The organism is Curtobacterium sp. MCPF17_047 (genome assembly GCF_003234045.1).
GTDB lineage: Bacteria > Actinomycetota > Actinomycetes > Actinomycetales > Microbacteriaceae > Curtobacterium.
In genome coordinates, this window is record NZ_QKSF01000005.1 from 195052 (window position 1) to 210988 (window position 15937).

Consider the following 15937-nt stretch of genomic DNA (forward strand, 5'->3'; position numbering starts at 1 on the left):
CCGGAGGCTGACGCCGAGTGGTCACGAAGCGTCGTTCTGGAGGCTCGAGAACGACAGTTCATGACCACTCGGCGGAGGTGAGCGGGGTGTCGCCACCGGTGGGCGCGCCCCGCAGGCAGCCGGACTACATCGCGATGTTCGCCGTGACCGCGTCGATGTAGGCGGCGCGCTCCTCGCGGGAGTGCGGGCGGCCCGGGACGCCCGGGCGCTCCTCCCACGGCAGCGGCCCGGACTCGTGGCGGTACTCCACCCCGAGGGCGTCGAGGCGGGTCAGGTGCTCGGTCAGGCGCTCCCGGAAGTCCGCGACGTCCCGCGGCCCGGCGACGTCCGCCGACCAGAGTGCCTCGGACAGCGCGACCACGCGGGGGAACAGCTGGTAGTCGAGCCGTCGGACGGTGTCGACGTGCTCGGTCCACATGTTCGCCTGGCCGCCGATCACGTGCGCCCGCTCGGCCTCGGTCAACGACGACGGCACCGGGTCGAACGCGTAGACGTCGTCGACGGTGAGCACGATCGACACCGGGATCGGCTCGTTCGGCAGGTCGCTCTGCCGGTAGTCCAGGTACACCTGGTCGTCCGGGGTGGAGATGACGTCGTGCCCGCGACGGGCCGCGGTGACCGCTCCGCGCATGCCGCGCCAGGACACCACGGTCGCCGACTGGGAGAGCGTGCCGCCCTCGAGGATCTCGTCCCAGCCGAACGCCCGTCGCCCGTGCGACTCGATGTGTGCCGCGAGCTGTCCGACGATCCAGGCCTGCAGCTGCTCCTCGTCCTCGAGCCCGAGCTGCCGGATGCGCTCCTGCGTCCGCGGGTCGTCCTCCCACTGGTCCTTCGGGCACTCGTCGCCGCCGAGTCCGATGTAGGCGGACGGGAACAGCGCGACGACCTCGTCGAACACGTCCTCGAAGAACTGCACCGTGCTGTCGTCGGCGTTGAGGACGTCGTGCGCCACGCCCCACTCCGTCCAGACCTCGACCCGACGTTCCGGATGGACGCCGAGCTCCGGGTACGCGGCGAGGGCGGCGCGGACGTGCCCGGGCGTCTCGATCTCGGGCACGACGGTCACGAAGCGGTCCTCGGCGTAGGCGACGATCTCGCGGATGTCGTCCTGCGTGTAGAAGCCGCCGTGCGGACGGCCGTCGTACCCGGCGACCTGCAGCACCCCGTCGGCGTCGGGGACGTGCGCGCCGACCTGGGACTCCCGGCGCCAGGAGCCGACCTCGGTGAGCCGCGGGTACTTCTTGATCTCGATGCGCCAGCCCTGGTCCTCGGTGAGGTGGAAGTGCATGCGGTTGATCCGGTGCGCGGCGAGCTGGTCGATGACGCGCAGCACCTCGGCCTTGGTGCGGAAGTGCCGGGCCACGTCGAGCATGACGCCGCGCCAGGCGAACGCGGGAGCGTCCTCGACGACGGTCGCCGGCAGCGTCCACGCCGCGGTGCGGACCTGTCCTCGGCGGTACACGTCGGCGGGCAGCAGTTGCAGCAGCGCCTGGACGCCGTAGAACACCCCGGCAGCGCCGCCGCCCTCGACGGTGACGGCGTCCGGCGTGACGGTCAGGCGGAACGACTCCTCGCGGTCCTCGCCCGGTCCGGCGGGCAGGTCCTCCGGCGTCGCGGTGATCCGCAGGGCGATCACCGGCGCGTCGGAGTCGTCGGCGCCGGACAGCGGCAGCCGCGTGGAGGCTCGGAGCACCTGCTGCAGGTACTGTGCGGTCGACTCGGTGGCGGGCTCGGCGCTGATGCGCGTGCGCTCGTCGATGGTGAAGGTGCCGGACGAGTCGTTCCGGGATCGCGGTCGGGGGATCAGCATGTCGGTTCCACCATTCCTCAACGGTCTTTCGTAATGTGGAGATTATGGCGACGCACTCGAGCATGTCAACGATCGGCAGCTCCCCGGCCCTGCTCCGCAGGATGAACTCCCGCGCGGTCCTGGCCGAGTTGTTCCGGGCCGGACCCGACGTCGGGGACCCGGGGCGGGCCTCCCGGACGGTCACCGAGCTCGTCGCCGCCGTCGGTCTGACGCGGCCCACCGTCGAGGCGGCCCTGACCGACCTGGTCGCCGAGGGGTGGGTCGAGGAGCTCAAGGCCGTCGCCACCCCCAACCGCGCCGGACGACGAGCTCGACGCTTCCGCATCGACGCGCGATCCGGACTGGTGCTCGGCATCGACCTCGGCCTGCACGCCGTCGTCGGCGTCCTCGCCGACCTGCACGGCGACCCCGTCGCCCGCACCGAGCAGTTCGCCCCCACCCTGGCGCCGATCGAACAGGCCGTGGCCGCGGTCCGCGAGGTCGTCGACCGCCTGGTCGGCACCCTGCCGCCCGGACGGCTGCTCGCGGTGACCGTCTGCGTGCCCGCGATCATCGACCGCACCGGCCGGATCGTGCACACGGTCGCCGCGCCCGAGTGGCAGAGCGAGGGCATCACCGAGCGCATCGCCGCACTGGTCCCCGACGCGGTCACCGTGTTCGAGAACGACGCCAAGGCAGCGGCCCGCGCCGAGGCCGCCTGGGGCCGCCTGCACGGCGTCCGCGACGGCCTGCTCCTGGTGATGGGACGACAGATCGGCGCGGCACTGGTCGTCGGGGGCGCGGTCGCGCAGGGAGCCCACGGAGCCGCGGGCGAGGTCGGCGGACTCGCCGCGACCGGGTGGCCGGGTGCGGCGCGCGCCCTGGAGGCCCGGACCGGTCCCGGCACGGGCCCGACGTCCCCGGGTGGTCGCGGTGGCAGCGCCCTGGCGGGCGGGTCCGGCGCCGCACTGGGCGTGGAGGACGGGCGGGCCGCGGTCCGTGCGCTCGCCGCGGACGTGGCACCCGGGGTCGCGCAGCTCGTGGCGGCCGTGGACCCCGAGGTCGTGGTCGTCGGTGGCGAGGTGCTGCCCGACGGTGAGGAGTTCTGTACCGCCCTGGCCGCCGAGCTCGAGCGGTTGCCGGGCCTCGGCGTCCCGGGCGCCCCGGCGGTGGCGGTGGTGCCGTCCGGCCTCGGGCGCGACGCGGTGTCGCGGGGAGCGGTGGCGCGGTCCCTGGCGACCGCGCGGGCCGAGCGGCTGGGGCTCGGCGCGGGGCTGCACGCCGGCGTCGCCTGACCGGGCAGCGCCGCGACGGTCTGGGTGGGCGCGGCGGCCTGGGCGGACGGGGCGGGCGCGGCGGCCTGGGCGGTCGCCGCGGTCGGGGGTGGCGGGAGTGGTCGCGCGGGCGAGCCGTACACCGGAGTCTGTCAGCCCGCTCAGGCAGGGTGACGGGATGACGACTGCCGTGCCCTCGACCGTCGCCCACGCCGGCGTCCCGACCGCGTCCTCCGGGTCAGGCGGTGGCCCGGACCCCGACATCGGCGGGCTGACCGGCCTGGTCCTGCAGGTCATCGACTCGATGGGGGAGTGGGGCGTCGCCCTCATGCTCTTCATCGAGACGGTGTTCCCTCCGATCCCGTCCGAGGTGATCCTGCCGCTGGCCGGGTTCCTCGGGGGTGCCGGCCGGATGGACCTGACGCTCGTGCTGGTCCTGGCGACCGCAGGGTCGTACGTCGGGGCGCTCGTGCTCTACTGGCTCGGCGCGGTGATCGGCTTCGACCGGACCGTCCGCTGGTTCGGCAAGCTGCCGCTCGTCGACGAGGACGACTTCCGGAAGGCGGCGTCCTGGTTCCACCGGCACGGCAAGAGCGCGGTGTTCTTCGGGCGTCTGGTGCCGGTCGTGCGGAGCCTGATCTCGCTGCCGGCTGGGGCCGACCGGATGCACCTCGGCACCTTCAGCCTGTTCACCGTGCTCGGCAGCGGGCTCTGGAACTCGATCCTGGTCCTCGGCGGCGCAGCCCTCGGCACCCAGTACGAGCGCGTCGAGGCGTACACCGAGTGGATCGACCGGGCCGTGTACCTGGCGGTCGTCGTGATCGTGGTGGCGTTCGTCGTCCGTCGGGTCCGACGCGGCCGGGCCGCAGCGCGGTCGACCGCGTCGGAGTAGCCGGCGGGGGTGGTGGCCCCTAGGCCTTCGTGAGCGCCGACTCCTTGTGGGCCGCCTTCTTGCCGGACTTCTCGGACTCGATGATCCAGTACGGGTCGTCGTCGGTCGGCTTGAAGGCCTGCCCGTCGAACTCGAAGTCCGCGGTCTTCTTCTCGACGAGCTTGCCCGTCGTCGTGCCCTGGGACGTGTTCCAGTGCACTTCGTCGCCCTTGCGCATGTCGGCCTCCCGCCTCGTCCGGACCGGCTGTCCGGGACCCGGACGGTACCCGGGCCGCTCCACAGGACGCTGGCACCATCCCTGATGCGCAGTTGTGCCCCGAGGACGGGTCACATTCGGGTAACCGAGCCTCGGATCGACGGGGCCGCGCGTACCGTTGCCGAGGAGTCACACCGCGAGGACCGACGCGGATCCGGACTCCCGAAGGATCGACGAACGCATGAGCTTGGCCACCGACACCGCGCGAGCGGACACCGTTCTGGCAGGACGGTACCGCCTCGTGAAACTGATCGGCACGGGCGGCATGGGCTCGGTGTACGAGGCACGTGACGAGCACACCTACCGCGCCGTCGCCGTGAAGATGTTCGCGACGCCGGAGCGCATGACCACCGCCGACCGGGTCCGCCAGGAGCGCGAGATCCGCCTGCTCAGCATGCTCTCGCACCCGGGCCTCATCCCGCTCTACGACGCCGGCACCCACGACTTCGAGGACGGCCCGCACCGCTTCATCGTGATGGAGCTCATCGCGGACGCCACCCTGCTGCGCCGCCTGGCCGAGGGCCCGCTGCACAACTACGAGGTCGCGGACCTCGGGGCGCAGCTCGCCGATGCACTGGCCTACGTGCACTCCCGCGGGATCGTGCACCGGGACGTCAAGCCCGCGAACATCCTGCTGAGCGACGAGGGTGCGTCCGGGTTCGTCCGGACCGTCAAGCTCACCGACTTCGGCGTCGCGCACTTCGTCGACGGCTCCCGGCTGACCAACGACGGCACGATCATCGGCACCGCCGCGTACCTGTCGCCGGAGCAGGTCGCCGGCGAGCCCATCAGCTACGCCACCGACGTCTACTCGCTCGGCCTGGTGCTGCTCGAGTCGCTGACGGGCGTGCAGGAGTACTCCGGCACCGTCATCGAGGCAGCCCTCGCCCGGCTCCGCCGCGACCCGCAGGTCCCCGACACCGTCGCCTCCGAGTGGCGGGAACTGCTCACCCTGATGACCGCACGGGACCCGGCACGCCGGCCCACGGCGGTCGCGGTCGCCCGTGCCCTGCGCGGCGGGTCGACGCAGGTCACCGGTCCGGTGCCGCTGGGACCCGACCGGGAGGTCCGCCGCAAGGAGCACCGCATGCACCGGGCCGCCCACCGGCACGCCCGGCGCGGCACGTTCGACGTGGTCCGGCGCTGGCGTCGACGGAACGTGCTGGCCGCGTCGGCCACCGCGCTGGCGGTCGCGGCGGCCTGCGTCGGCAGTTACGTCGTCGGCGTGCTGCACTGAGCGGGAGCACGAGCCGCCCCCCACTGGCTGCTCGCCGCGGCCGATCAGGCAGGATGGGTGCATGAGCGACCAGCGATGGATCAAGATCTGCGGCCTCTCCACCCCGGAGACGGTCGACGCCGCCGTCGAGGCCGGGGCGGACGCCGTCGGGTTCGTCTTCGCCGCCGGCAGCCCCCGCACCGTCACCGCCGACACCGCGAAGGAGCTCGCCGAGCGCCTGCCGGACGGCGTCGACGCCGTCGGGGTGTTCCGTGACCAGCCGATCGACGAGGTGGTCGGCATCGCCTCGGCCGTCGGGCTCACCACCCTGCAGCTGCACGGCCGCGAGTCCGCGTCGGACTTCGCCCGCGCCCGCGACGCCGGCTTCTTCACGATCCGCGCCCTCGCTGCCGCTGACTACCTGGCCGAGACCGCGGAACAGCGCACCGCGTTCGACCACGACCTGCTGCTGCTCGACGCGGCCGTCCCCGGCAGCGGGCACCTGGTCGACCCGGCGACGCTGACCGGCACCGTCGACGAGGCGTGGATCCTGGCCGGCGGCCTCACGCCGGAGAACGTCGCGGGTCTCGTGCAGCGCCTCGACCCCGACGGCGTCGACGTGTCGAGCGGTGTCGAGTCCGGACGCGGCGTCAAGGACGTGCGTGCGATCCGGGCGTTCGTCGAGGCGGTCCGCAGCATCCCCTGACGGTCCGACCGTTCTGACGGGTCGCCGGTCCGCCGATCCGCCGGTCCGATGACCTGACGACGTCGGGGGGCCTCCCGGCCGGGAGGCGCGTCAGGCGGTCCGGAGGGTCGGGATCAGTCCGCGGAGGAACGCGTCGGTGTCCTCCCAGCCCTCCACCGCGTGGCAGGGGACACCGAGCGCCTTGACGGGGTAGTCGTTGCCCTCGGGGTCGAGCCGGTCGCCGACGAAGAGCATGTCGTCGAGCGCGATGCCGGTGATCTCGGCCAGGCGCTGCATGCCGTACGCCTTGTCGATGCCCTTGCGGGTGATGTCGACGCTGGTGGAGCCGCCGGAGCGGACCTCGAGGTCGGGGAGCTCGGCCTGCACACGGCGGCGGAGGTCGTCCTTCTTCGCTCCGGTCGGGTCCCACTGCTTCTTGACGTCCACCGGGGCGGCCTGGCCGAGCGCCGAGAACGTCACCTGCGACCCGCGGTCCTCGAGGATCGCGCCCCACGTCTCGGACTCCCAGTAGCCGGCGTCCTTCGCCTGCGCCTCGACGGCGGCGAGGGCACGGGCCTTCTCATCGTCGGTGAGGTCCTCGGCGTACTGCAGCACCCAGTCCTGTTCCCACGCGTAGTACCGGGTGCCGCACGTCGGCAGGAGGTGCAGGTCGTCGAGACGCAGCCCCGGACGCTTCCGGAGCGGCGTGACGAGCTGCTGTTCGAACTGCTGGAAGTTCCCGCCGCTGATGACGGCGACGGGAACGACGTCGAGCAGCGCGGCGAACGTCTCGAGCATCTGCGGATCGAGCGGGGACTTCGACGGCGCGAGCGTGTCGTCGAGGTCGAAGGCGACGAGGCGAGGTGCGGACATGCCCTCGATCATGCCAGGCGACTACTCCTTGACGAGCACGACCTCGTCGAGGGGGATCCGGGTGCGCGGGGCGACCTCGCGCTCTGCTGCCTTCTCGTCGAGCTGCGCGGCGTCGGCGACGTGACCGATCGCGGTGACCGTCACCGGGACGAGGTGTTCCGGCAGGTCGAAGGCGGCGCGGACCGCGTCGACCTCGAAGCCGCCCATCTGGTGCAGGTGCAGACCCTCGGCGTGTGCCTGGACGGCGAGTGCGGCGACGGACTGGCCGAGGTCGTACTCCGCCCAGCGTCGCGCCTCGCCGTCGGCCGTCACCGGCTCGGCGATCGCGACCAGGAGTGCGCCGGCGCGGTGCGCCCAGGCACCGTTGAAGCCCATCAGCGTGGCGTGGATCGCGTCGAAGGTGCGCGTGCCGCGACGACCGACGATGAACCGCCGGGGCTGGGTGTTGGCAGCCGACGGCGCCCAGCGAGCGGCCTCGAGGAGGGCATCGAGCTGCGCGTCCGAGATCGTCGCGGTCTCGTCGTAGGAGCGCGGGCTCCACCGTTCCTCGAGCAGGGGCACGAGGGGCTGGCTGGAGTCCGTGGAGCGGGAGAGCGTCGTCTGCGTGGTCATGGTTGCCCGAACAACCGTGGGATCACCGGTATTTCCCGACGCGCCTGCGAAGATGGGCAGGATGAGTGGCGTCCTGATCGGCTTCGCGATCATCGCCGCCGTCATCGTGACCGGCTACGGCGTCGGTCGCGCCGGACTGCTCGGACCGCACGCGCAGTTCGTGCTGAGTCGGCTGGCGTTCTTCGTCCTCATGCCGTGCCTGCTGTTCCACACGATCGCCACGGCCGACGTCCGGACGCTGTTCTCGCCGATGCTCGCCGTGTCGGCGATCACCGCGCTGTCCGTCGCCGCCGGCACCGCCCTGGTCTTCGCGCTCGTGCTCCGGCGGCCGCTCACCACCACGACCGTCGGGGCACTCGCCGCCTCGTACTCGAACGCCAACAACATCGGGCTGCCCGTCGCCGTCTACGTCCTCGGTCAGGCGACCGCCGTGGTGCCGGTGATCATGCTCCAGCTCGTCGTGATGGCCCCGATCGCGCTGACCGTGCTCGACGCGGCCACGGCCTCCGGTGGCGGCTGGCGACGTCGGGTGCTCGGGCCGGTGTCGAACCCGCTCATCATCGCGTCGCTGCTCGGCCTGCTCTGCTCCGTCACCGGCGTCACGCTGCCGGACCCGGTGCTCGAGCCGTTCGCCCTGGTCGGCGGCGCGGCGGTCCCGGTCGTGCTGCTCTCGTTCGGGATGAACCTGCACGGCGCGGCACCGCTCCGGGAGGCGGCCACCCGGGTCGACGTGCTGCTGGCGAGCGGCGTGAAGCTCCTGGTGATGCCGGCGGTCGCGTTCCTGCTCGCCCGGTACGCCTTCGGGCTCGACGACCAGCGCGTGTTCGTGCTCACCGTCCTCGGCGGGTTGCCGGCGGCCCAGAACGTCTTCAACTACGCCCAGCGGTACGGGGCCGCGGTGCCGGTCGCACGGGACGTGGTGCTGCTCACGACCGTCGGGTCGGTGCCGGTCCTGGTCGGGATCGCGGCGCTGCTGAACCCGTAGGGCGTGCGGCCGCGCCGTCGGACCGCGCCAGCCCGGGCCGGCAGTCTTCCGCCGAGGGGTCACGGAGTGTCGGCTGGGGGCGGCTTGAGCGACAGGGTGTGACCGCTCGGCGGGAGTGAGCGGGGTGTCGTGGAGCCGCAGAGGCCGGTCGGGAGGCGCGGAGCGGGGCCGGGACGCGCCTCCCGGCCGGTCAGAAGATCATCGGGCGGTCGTCGTCCAGGACCGTGTCGAGGTCCAGGTCGACCGACACCGGAACGTGGTCGCTCGGGGCATCGCCCTTGCGCTCGTCGCGGTGGATGGTGGCGCCCACCGTCACGTCAGCGAACGCCTGCGAGCCCATCACGAAGTCGATGCGCATGCCCTCGTTGCGGGGGAAGCGGAGCTGCTTGTAGTCCCAGTACGTGTACCCGGTGGGCACGAGCGGCCGGACGACGTCCTGCAGGCCGCGCTCCTCGAACGTGCGGAACGCCGCACGCTCCGGCTCGCTGACGTGCGTGGAGCCCTCGAAGACACGCATGTCCCAGACGTCCTCGTCGAGCGGTGCCACGTTCCAGTCGCCCATCAGCGCGAGGGGCAGGTCGGGCTCGGCCTGCAGCCACTCGGCGGTGCGGTCGGCCAGCTGCGCCAGCCAGTCGAGCTTGTACGTGTAGTGCGGGTCGCCGAGCTCACGGCCGTTCGGGACGTACAGGCTCCACAGTCGGACGCCCTCGACCGTGACACCGATGGCACGAGCTTCCACGGGCAGGTCCGGGCCCTCCTGCCCCTTGAGGAATCCCGGCTGGCCGGGGAAGTCGCGGGTGACGTCCTCCATCGGCAGCCGGCTGGCGAACGCGACGCCGTTCCACTGGTTCAGGCCGTGCGCCTCGACCGTGTAGCCGGCGGCCTCGAACGCCTCGACCGGGAACTGCTCCGGCTTGCACTTGATCTCCTGCATGCCGAGGACGTCGACGTCCTCCCGCACCAGCCAGTCGACGACCCGACCGACTCGGGTGCGGACGGAGTTGACGTTCCAGGTCGCGACGCGCATGGGATCGAACCTACCGGGAGCGACCGACCGGCCGCCCGGGGCGGCCCTGTCGGCGGACACGCCCCGGTGGCAGGGTGTTGCCTGGACCCACATCAGACCAGCACCGCAGGAGGCACTCATGGCAACGACGGCGGACTCCGACCGCGTGGACGGCACGACCACCGGCAGCACCACCACCCAGGTCACCGCGAAGGGCCGCACGATCATCGACGACGCTGTCGTCGCGAAGGTCGCCGGCATCGCCGCCCGCGACGTGGCCGGCGTGGTCGCCCTGGGCGGCAACACCGCGCGGGCGTTCGGCGCGATCCGTGACGCCATCGGCTCGAGCGACCTCGGCCAGGGCGTCCGCGTCGAGGTCGGCGAGACCCAGGCCGCCGTCGACCTGACCCTCGTCGTCGCCTACCCGATGCCGATGCAGCAGGTCGCCTCCGCGGTCCGCCAGGCCGTGACCGACGCCGTCACCGACCTGGTCGGACTGCAGGTCACCGAGGTCAACATCGCGATCGTCGACGTCGACATCCCCGCGCTCGACGCCCCCGCCACTGCGCCTGAGACGCGCGTCCGGTGAACACCACCGTCGTCGGCATGGCCGTCGGGGCGGTCCTGGCGATCGTCGCCCTGACGCTCGGCTTCTGGGCGTTCGTCGTGGTCGCCGTCGCCATCGCGCTCGGCGGCCTGATCGGCCGCATCGTCAGCGGCGACGTCGACGTCCGCCGCCTGCTCGACGTGCTCCGCGGTCGCCGGAGCTCCTCGTGAGCGCAGCCGCGCTGCCCGGCACCGACCGGATCGCGTCCCCGGCACTCGTGCACACCGCCCAGGCCGTCGCCGCCGAGGCGCTCCGTGCACCGCTCCGGGAGGTCCGTGCCCGGGTCGTCGACGACGGTCGCGGTGCGCTGGCGGTCGAGGTCACCAGCCCGCTCGTGCTGCCGGCACTCGGCTCGCACACCGTCCCCGACGAGCCGGTCCTCGCCACGGCGCACCGCGCCCGCGCCACCATCGCCGAGCGTCTGCGGACGATCACGGGGCGGAAGGTCGAGCGCGTCTCGGTGACCTTCTCGTCCGCCGTCCTGGACGTCCCACGGAGGGTCCGGTGAGCCCGGAGCTCGGCAAGGACACCCCGCCCGCGGACGACGACCGCTTCGTGCGTCGCATGGTCCGGCGCGAGACGTCGGCGTCAAGGACACCCTCCGTCGTCGCCGCGATGGTCCTGCTCCTGGTGCTCGCCGCGGCCGTGGGGACCGCCGCGGTCGTCGTCTTGCTCGACGAGCGCATCGCCGGCATCGACCCGCGAACCGTCGTGGACACCGCCGTCCGGGCCCCGGCCGGCCTGATCGACGCCGTGGTCGTCGCCGTCGGTGCCGTCATCGCCCTGGTGGGCCTCTGGTTCCTGCTGCACGGGCTCCTGCCGTCCCGACGACCCCGGCACGCGGTCCGCTCGGCCCGACTCGGTGTGGTCGTCGACGACGAGGTCCTGGCCTCCGCCGCAGCCCGCGCCGCCCGCGCCGCGACCCGTCTCGCGCCGGATGCCGCCGTCGGCTCCGTCGGTCGCCGGACGCTCGACGTCGTGCTGCTGCCGGCCTCCGGGGTGGACGTCGCCGCGCTCGCCGCCACCGAGGCCGTGGAACGCGAACTCGCCGCCGTCGACGCCGTCCCCCCGCTCACCGCACACGTCCGCGTGCGCTCCACCGGCCGGATCGACGGATGAACGGCACGAACCGCGCACTGAACCGGGTCGTCCTGGTCCTGGTCGGCCTGGTGTTCCTGGCGCTCGGGGCCGCCGTCGTCCTGGTGCAGACGCTGCCCGCCGCGGCGGACCTCTGGCAGACGGCCGCGGACCGGACGCTCGGCGGCGTCCGGTCCGGCGCTGCCGACTCGTCCGCGTGGTGGTGGGCGCTCGGCGGCGCCGTCGTCCTCGGTGTCCTGGCGCTGCTCGTGCTCAGCGCGATCGGGGGTGGCCGCACCGGCACGGTCCTGCAGGACGACGGGCCCGACGGTTCACTGCCCGGTCAGGTCCGGATCGAGGCCGCGGCGGTCGAACACGCGCTCTCCGCCGCCATCAGCCCGCTGCCGCAGGTCGCGTCCCTGGCGGTCGACGTCCGGCGCGTCCGCCGCCGCACCGCGATCCGGATCGTCGTCCGTACCCGGCGCGGAGCACCACCACGAGAGGTCGTCGACCGCGTCGAGGACGTCGTCCGCGACCTGGACGCACTGCTCGGACAGCGGTTGCCGGTGCTGCTCCGGATCGTCCGCGGGGGCTCCTCGCGCCCGGACCGGGTGCGCTGACCCGTGGAGCGACCGGACGACCTGGCCGGCCGCGGTGGGCAGCCGGACGAACCGGTCACGGTCCCGGACGCCGTCGCCGAGGTCGCCGACGGCCGGACCCTCGTGCCGGTGTGGGTCAACTCTGCTGGCGGCACGACCTTCCGGATCGGCCCGTCGCCCGACCGTGCCGAGGCGTACGTGAAGTGGGTGCCGCCGCACCACGCGCCCTGGATCGCCGCCGAGGTCGCCCGACTGCGGTGGGCCGGCCGGTGGCTCACCGTGCCCGAGGTCGTCGACCACGGAGCGGACGGGTCCGGCGCCTGGATGACCACCCGGCCGGTCGTCGGGTGGAGCGCCGTCGACCCGCGGTGGCACGACGACCCGCGCAGGGCGGTGATCGCGGTGGGGGAGGGGCTCCGAGCGATGCACGAGACCCTGCCCGTCGCGTCGTGCCCGTTCGTCTGGTCGACCGGGGAACGACTCGACCGGGCCCGGGCAGCCGGACGCGACGTCGACGCGATGGGCCCGCAGCCGGAGACCGACCAACTGGTCGTCTGCCACGGTGACGCCTGCACGCCGAACACCCTGGTCGGCGACGACGGTCGGTGGATCGGGCACGTGGACCTCGGCGCCCTCGGGGTCGCGGACCGGTGGGCCGACCTGGCGGTGGCGTCGATGAGCCTCGGGTGGAACCACGGCCCCGGGTGGGACGACCTGTTCCACGAGGCGTACGGGCTGCCGCAGGACCGGGACCGGACGGCCTGGTACCGCATGATGTGGGAGCTGGACGTCGACGACGTCGACGATCCGCGCGGTGCGGGAGGGGCCTCCCGGCCCTGACCGCAGGAGGCGCGGACTAGAAGCCGACCCCGCGAGCCGCCATGAACCCGACCGGGTTCACGGTGCCGCCGCCGACGTGCGTCTCGAAGTGCAGGTGGCAGCCGGTCGAGTTGCCGGTCGACCCGACGAGCGCGATCAGGGCACCAGCGCCCACCCGCTGCCCGGGGGCGACCCGGAACCCGCCGTCGACGATGTGGCCGTAGGCCGTCTTGACGCCGCCGCCGTGGTCGATGCGGACGTAGTTGCCGTAGCCGCCGTACCGGCCGACGTACTCGACGGTGCCGGCGGAGGCGGCGACGATCGCGGTGGAGCAGCCGCTGCCCAGGTCGAGGCCGTCGTGCATGGCGACCGCACCCGTGTACGGGTTCACGCGGACGCCGTAACCGCTGGTGATCCAGCCACCGGCCGGGCGGACCCAGCCGGACCCGGAGCCGGAGCCCGGTGCCGCCCCGCCGCCACCGGCGGACGGAGCGCCGCTGCCACCGCTGCCACCGCCGCCCTGGTTCGCCGCAGCCGCGGCAGCCGCCGCCTGCTGGGCACGCAGCTGGCGGGCCAGCTCGGCCTCGAGCGCCTTGCGCTTGCGCTCTTCCTCGGCCTTGCGGATCCGCTCGCCCTTCTCGTACTGGGCCTCGGTCGTGGCGCGGCCCGACGTCAGCGAGGTGAGCTGCGCCTCGAGCCGGGACTTGTTGTCCTCTTGCTCGTCGTAGGCGGCCTGGGCACGGTCGGATGCGGCCTGCGCTTCGCCCATCCGGTCCTGCGCGGCCTGGGCGAGGTCCTTCAGCGCGACGGCTGCCCGGTCGGCCTGGTCGGTGAGGGAGCGGGCGACGGATGCGTCGGTGGTGGCCGCGGTCTCGACGCGTTCGGCCTGCTCGGACAGCTTGCTCAGTGCTCCGAGGTCGTAGAGCAGGTCGCGGGTGCCTTCGCCCCCGGTGATCACGCTGGTCGTGACGTCGCCACCGCCCGAGCGGGCCATCTGCGCGGCGAAGCGGCCGGCCTGCGCCGCGCTGGCGTCGGCGATCTCGGCGTGCTCCTCGGCGTCGTCGCGGAGCGCCTGCTCCTTCTCGGCGGCGCGGAGGGCCTTGCGCTGCGCGGCCTCGAACGCGGCACCGAGTCGATCCGCCTCGGCCTTCGCGGCGTCCGCCTCTTCCGACAGGCTGGCGATGATGCCGCGGATCTCGACGATCTGGGACTGCTTGGCGGACTCCTTGCCCCGGGCCGCGAGGACGTCATCCCACGACGGGTACGAGGCGGCCTGCGCGACCGGTGCGTCGAGGACCAGCGAGCCGACCAGGCCGGCGATCGCGAGCGCGGTGGCGAGCAGGCGTCGGCGGCCCGCGGAGGCGGAGCGGGGACGGGAGGCGGGGACCACGGTGCGAGACATCGGAACGGAGCCTATACATCCCCACAGGTGGAACCCTGCGGCGACGCTCCGCTGTGGACGACACGGGCGCGAGATCGGGATGTGGAGGGTGCGTACCCCGGTGCCCCGGACCGAGGCGTGAGGGCTCCCGTCGCGCAGGACCCGCCCGTTCAGAACCCGCGGTCGCGCAGGATCTGCTCGGCCGACCCGACGACCCGCTTCCGCAGCACGTCGGCGCCCCGGGTGTCCGCGTAGTCGTACACGTCGTACCCGGTGCAGTGCGTGATCGTCGCCGGGCGTCCGAGCGAGTCCTCGACCGGGGTCGTCCAGACGTCCCCGGAGCCGATCACGACGTAGTCCGGGCGGGCGTCCCGGTAGGCGCCGAGGTCGACGAGCCACGGGTAGGTGTCGAACGAGTCGCGGACCTGCAGCAGTCGGACGTCCTGCTCCGCGTAGGCCGCGAGCGGACGCACCGTCCAGAACTGACCGACGCCGACCGGGTCGCGACCCTCGTTCCGCTGCGCGTCGACCCAGCGGTCCAGGCAGGCCACCGGCGTGTACCGCGCCGCTGCCACGGTCCTGACCGTGCCGGGTGTCACGGCGATCCCGAGGACGAGCACCGCGGCGGCCGCGACCGCCAGCGCGGTCCGGAGACCGCGCACCGGTCGGTGCAGCCGGGTCCGACGGACGGCGGTCCGGGTGAGTTCGCACACGGCGACGACGGCCAGGAGCGGCATCGCGACGACCGGCTCGAGGTAGCGCGGTGTCTCCGAGCCGGCGACGACCACCCCGACCGACACGGCCACGATCGTCACCAGGGGCAGCGCGGTCGCCACGAGCACCGTCCGGGAGGTCCGTGCGCGCCACGCCCAGGCCGTCCCGCCGGCGCTCAGCAGCACCCCGAGCAGCATGAGCAGCAGTCCGGCGTCCCCGGCCGCCGACGCCGCCCGGTCGTCGGTGAGCGAGGCGAAGAACGCCGCGGTCGCCCCGGCCCGCTCCGGGTGCACGTAGGTCGAGGGGTCGAGGGAGACGAACGGCCGCAGCGGGATCCGCAGGAGGTACCCGAGGACGGCACCGAGCGTCAGCGTCACCGAGACCCAGGTCGCCGGTCGCCAGGGCACGCGGCGGGCGAGCGCGAGCAGTGCCAGCGTCACGACGACCGGTCCGGCCGACCACGGCACGTACAGCGGGTTGGACGCCGTGCTCAGCGCCGCCACCAGCCCGAGCGTCGCGAGGACGGGGACGGAGGCCCGCCCGGTCCGCACCGTCCGGAGGACCAGGACGGCGGTCCCGAGCATCGCGAGCACCGCGCCGTAGTAGTAGGTCGTCGTGAGGAGCAGCGAGGCCAGCTCGAGCGAGGTCGCGGTCGCCGAGGACTCGGTCAGCACGAGCATGGTCAGCAGGACGACGGCGACCACGGACACGGCGACCCGAGCCGGGCGACCGGCCGACGGCATGAGTTCGTTCGCCGCTGCCCGGACGAGGGCGTACACGGCCAGCAGGACGAGGACGCCGTTCAGCGCCAGGGCCTGCTGCGGTGTCGCGGTCACGGCCGCGGTCGCCAGGTAGACCGGCAGTTCGGGGAAGAAGAACAGCGCCGGGGACATCGCCCACTCGAACGGCTGTCCGAGCGCGATCGACCGCGCCACCAGCGGCAGGAGCACCGAGTCCCCGTCGTACCAGAGGAGCGCCACCCGGGCCGTGGCGAGCACGTGACGCAGGGCGAGGACCGCGAGCACCAGCGCGAGGACCGCTCCGAGGGCCTCCTGCGCGACCGCCCGGACGACGGTGGATCGGGGGCGGCGGTCGCCGGCCTCGATCGGTCGGACGCCGTCCCGCGGACGGGCGAGGGGCATGACCGGAGCG

18 protein-coding genes are annotated in these 15937 nt (G+C 73.4%); 11 read left to right on the forward strand and 7 right to left on the reverse strand.

From position 1 onward, the window contains the following. Window positions 1-124: 124 nt before the first annotated feature. Window positions 125-1810: a beta-N-acetylhexosaminidase gene (locus DEJ33_RS07315; RefSeq protein WP_111077488.1), complete on the reverse strand. Its 1686-nt coding sequence runs from the start codon at window positions 1808-1810 to the stop codon at window positions 125-127. Window positions 1811-1872: 62 nt separating this feature from the next. On the opposite strand from DEJ33_RS07315, the gene DEJ33_RS07320 reads away from it, so the two are divergent. Together DEJ33_RS07320 and DEJ33_RS07325 are read left to right on the forward strand one after the other, a co-directional pair. Then, complete coding sequence (locus tag DEJ33_RS07320; RefSeq protein WP_181432819.1) at window positions 1873-3084, forward strand: ROK family protein; 1212 nt, start codon at window positions 1873-1875, stop codon at window positions 3082-3084. 157 nt (window positions 3085-3241) lie between these two features. Beyond that, window positions 3242-3955, forward strand: coding sequence for a DedA family protein (locus DEJ33_RS07325; RefSeq protein WP_111077490.1), 714 nt, complete (start codon window positions 3242-3244; stop codon window positions 3953-3955). Window positions 3956-3974: 19 nt separating this feature from the next. Here the strand turns inward: DEJ33_RS07325 and DEJ33_RS07330 are convergent, their stop codons facing one another. Next, on the reverse strand, window positions 3975-4172 hold the full coding sequence (locus tag DEJ33_RS07330) for a DUF2945 domain-containing protein (protein WP_111077491.1): 198 nt from the start codon (window positions 4170-4172) through the stop codon (window positions 3975-3977). Between the two features lie 220 nt (window positions 4173-4392). Here DEJ33_RS07330 and DEJ33_RS07335 point away from each other — a divergent pair, with 220 nt between their 5' ends. Both DEJ33_RS07335 and DEJ33_RS07340 read left to right on the forward strand, forming a co-directional pair. Beyond that, window positions 4393-5448: a serine/threonine-protein kinase gene (locus tag DEJ33_RS07335; RefSeq protein WP_111194586.1), complete on the forward strand. Its 1056-nt coding sequence runs from the start codon at window positions 4393-4395 to the stop codon at window positions 5446-5448. A 61-nt stretch (window positions 5449-5509) separates the two neighbouring features. After that, on the forward strand, window positions 5510-6133 hold the full coding sequence (locus DEJ33_RS07340) for a phosphoribosylanthranilate isomerase (protein WP_111194587.1): 624 nt from the start codon (window positions 5510-5512) through the stop codon (window positions 6131-6133). A 90-nt stretch (window positions 6134-6223) separates the two neighbouring features. Here the strand turns inward: DEJ33_RS07340 and DEJ33_RS07345 are convergent, their stop codons facing one another. Both DEJ33_RS07345 and DEJ33_RS07350 read right to left on the reverse strand, forming a co-directional pair. Beyond that, complete coding sequence (locus DEJ33_RS07345; protein ID WP_111194625.1) at window positions 6224-6985, reverse strand: HAD-IIB family hydrolase; 762 nt, start codon at window positions 6983-6985, stop codon at window positions 6224-6226. A 21-nt stretch (window positions 6986-7006) separates the two neighbouring features. After that, window positions 7007-7597 carry a nitroreductase family protein gene (locus DEJ33_RS07350; protein ID WP_111194588.1) on the reverse strand — a complete coding sequence of 197 codons (591 nt, stop codon included), beginning with the start codon at window positions 7595-7597 and terminating at the stop codon, window positions 7007-7009. Between the two features lie 61 nt (window positions 7598-7658). On the opposite strand from DEJ33_RS07350, the gene DEJ33_RS07355 reads away from it, so the two are divergent. Next, complete coding sequence (locus tag DEJ33_RS07355; RefSeq protein ID WP_111194589.1) at window positions 7659-8582, forward strand: AEC family transporter; 924 nt, start codon at window positions 7659-7661, stop codon at window positions 8580-8582. A gap of 190 nt (window positions 8583-8772) precedes the next feature. Here the strand turns inward: DEJ33_RS07355 and DEJ33_RS07360 are convergent, their stop codons facing one another. Beyond that, entirely contained in the window at window positions 8773-9609 is an 837-nt protein-coding gene (locus DEJ33_RS07360) for an exodeoxyribonuclease III (RefSeq protein WP_110903723.1), read from the reverse strand. A gap of 118 nt (window positions 9610-9727) precedes the next feature. On the opposite strand from DEJ33_RS07360, the gene DEJ33_RS07365 reads away from it, so the two are divergent. Genes DEJ33_RS07365 through DEJ33_RS07390 form a run of 6 tightly spaced genes read left to right on the forward strand, consistent with a single transcriptional unit; the run spans window position 9728 to window position 12711 of the window. After that, window positions 9728-10177 (forward strand): Asp23/Gls24 family envelope stress response protein, encoded by a 450-nt coding sequence (locus tag DEJ33_RS07365; protein ID WP_111077496.1) that lies wholly within the window; start codon window positions 9728-9730, stop codon window positions 10175-10177. Beyond that, complete coding sequence (locus DEJ33_RS07370) at window positions 10174-10365, forward strand: DUF2273 domain-containing protein (RefSeq protein ID WP_110903721.1); 192 nt, start codon at window positions 10174-10176, stop codon at window positions 10363-10365. Before DEJ33_RS07365 ends, DEJ33_RS07370 begins: the two co-directional genes overlap by 4 nt. After that, complete coding sequence (locus DEJ33_RS07375; RefSeq protein WP_111194590.1) at window positions 10362-10703, forward strand: hypothetical protein; 342 nt, start codon at window positions 10362-10364, stop codon at window positions 10701-10703. Before DEJ33_RS07370 ends, DEJ33_RS07375 begins: the two co-directional genes overlap by 4 nt. Further along, entirely contained in the window at window positions 10700-11314 is a 615-nt protein-coding gene (locus DEJ33_RS07380; protein ID WP_111194591.1) for a hypothetical protein, read from the forward strand. The genes DEJ33_RS07375 and DEJ33_RS07380 overlap by 4 nt, the downstream gene beginning before the upstream one ends. Then, window positions 11311-11892 carry a hypothetical protein gene (locus DEJ33_RS07385; RefSeq protein WP_111194592.1) on the forward strand — a complete coding sequence of 194 codons (582 nt, stop codon included), beginning with the start codon at window positions 11311-11313 and terminating at the stop codon, window positions 11890-11892. Before DEJ33_RS07380 ends, DEJ33_RS07385 begins: the two co-directional genes overlap by 4 nt. A 3-nt stretch (window positions 11893-11895) precedes the next feature. Then, window positions 11896-12711 carry an aminoglycoside 3'-phosphotransferase gene (locus tag DEJ33_RS07390; protein WP_258374537.1) on the forward strand — a complete coding sequence of 272 codons (816 nt, stop codon included), beginning with the start codon at window positions 11896-11898 and terminating at the stop codon, window positions 12709-12711. A 16-nt stretch (window positions 12712-12727) separates the two neighbouring features. Here the strand turns inward: DEJ33_RS07390 and DEJ33_RS07395 are convergent, their stop codons facing one another. Further along, the gene (locus DEJ33_RS07395; protein WP_111237413.1) at window positions 12728-14092 is read right to left on the reverse strand and encodes a M23 family metallopeptidase; all 1365 of its coding nucleotides are present in this window, start codon (window positions 14090-14092) and stop codon (window positions 12728-12730) included. A 149-nt stretch (window positions 14093-14241) separates the two neighbouring features. Then, window positions 14242-15927 (reverse strand): hypothetical protein, encoded by a 1686-nt coding sequence (locus DEJ33_RS07400; protein ID WP_111194594.1) that lies wholly within the window; start codon window positions 15925-15927, stop codon window positions 14242-14244. Window positions 15928-15937: the final 10 nt, after the last annotated feature.

Excerpts from the sequence above, each read along its gene's own strand:
- DEJ33_RS07315 (WP_111077488.1), bottom strand. The coding sequence starts at position 1,810 with ATGCTGATCCCCCGACCGCGATCCCGGAACGACTCGTCCGGCACCTTC.
- DEJ33_RS07320 (WP_181432819.1), top strand. The coding sequence starts at position 1,873 with ATGTCAACGATCGGCAGCTCCCCGGCCCTGCTCCGCAGGATGAACTCC.
- DEJ33_RS07325 (WP_111077490.1), top strand. The coding sequence starts at position 3,242 with ATGACGACTGCCGTGCCCTCGACCGTCGCCCACGCCGGCGTCCCGACC.
- DEJ33_RS07330 (WP_111077491.1), bottom strand. The coding sequence starts at position 4,172 with ATGCGCAAGGGCGACGAAGTGCACTGGAACACGTCCCAGGGCACGACG.
- DEJ33_RS07335 (WP_111194586.1), top strand. The coding sequence starts at position 4,393 with ATGAGCTTGGCCACCGACACCGCGCGAGCGGACACCGTTCTGGCAGGA.
- DEJ33_RS07340 (WP_111194587.1), top strand. The coding sequence starts at position 5,510 with ATGAGCGACCAGCGATGGATCAAGATCTGCGGCCTCTCCACCCCGGAG.
- DEJ33_RS07345 (WP_111194625.1), bottom strand. The coding sequence starts at position 6,985 with ATGTCCGCACCTCGCCTCGTCGCCTTCGACCTCGACGACACGCTCGCG.
- DEJ33_RS07350 (WP_111194588.1), bottom strand. The coding sequence starts at position 7,597 with ATGACCACGCAGACGACGCTCTCCCGCTCCACGGACTCCAGCCAGCCC.
- DEJ33_RS07355 (WP_111194589.1), top strand. The coding sequence starts at position 7,659 with ATGAGTGGCGTCCTGATCGGCTTCGCGATCATCGCCGCCGTCATCGTG.
- DEJ33_RS07360 (WP_110903723.1), bottom strand. The coding sequence starts at position 9,609 with ATGCGCGTCGCGACCTGGAACGTCAACTCCGTCCGCACCCGAGTCGGT.
- DEJ33_RS07365 (WP_111077496.1), top strand. The coding sequence starts at position 9,728 with ATGGCAACGACGGCGGACTCCGACCGCGTGGACGGCACGACCACCGGC.
- DEJ33_RS07385 (WP_111194592.1), top strand. The coding sequence starts at position 11,311 with ATGAACGGCACGAACCGCGCACTGAACCGGGTCGTCCTGGTCCTGGTC.
- DEJ33_RS07395 (WP_111237413.1), bottom strand. The coding sequence starts at position 14,092 with ATGTCTCGCACCGTGGTCCCCGCCTCCCGTCCCCGCTCCGCCTCCGCG.
- DEJ33_RS07400 (WP_111194594.1), bottom strand. The coding sequence starts at position 15,927 with ATGCCCCTCGCCCGTCCGCGGGACGGCGTCCGACCGATCGAGGCCGGC.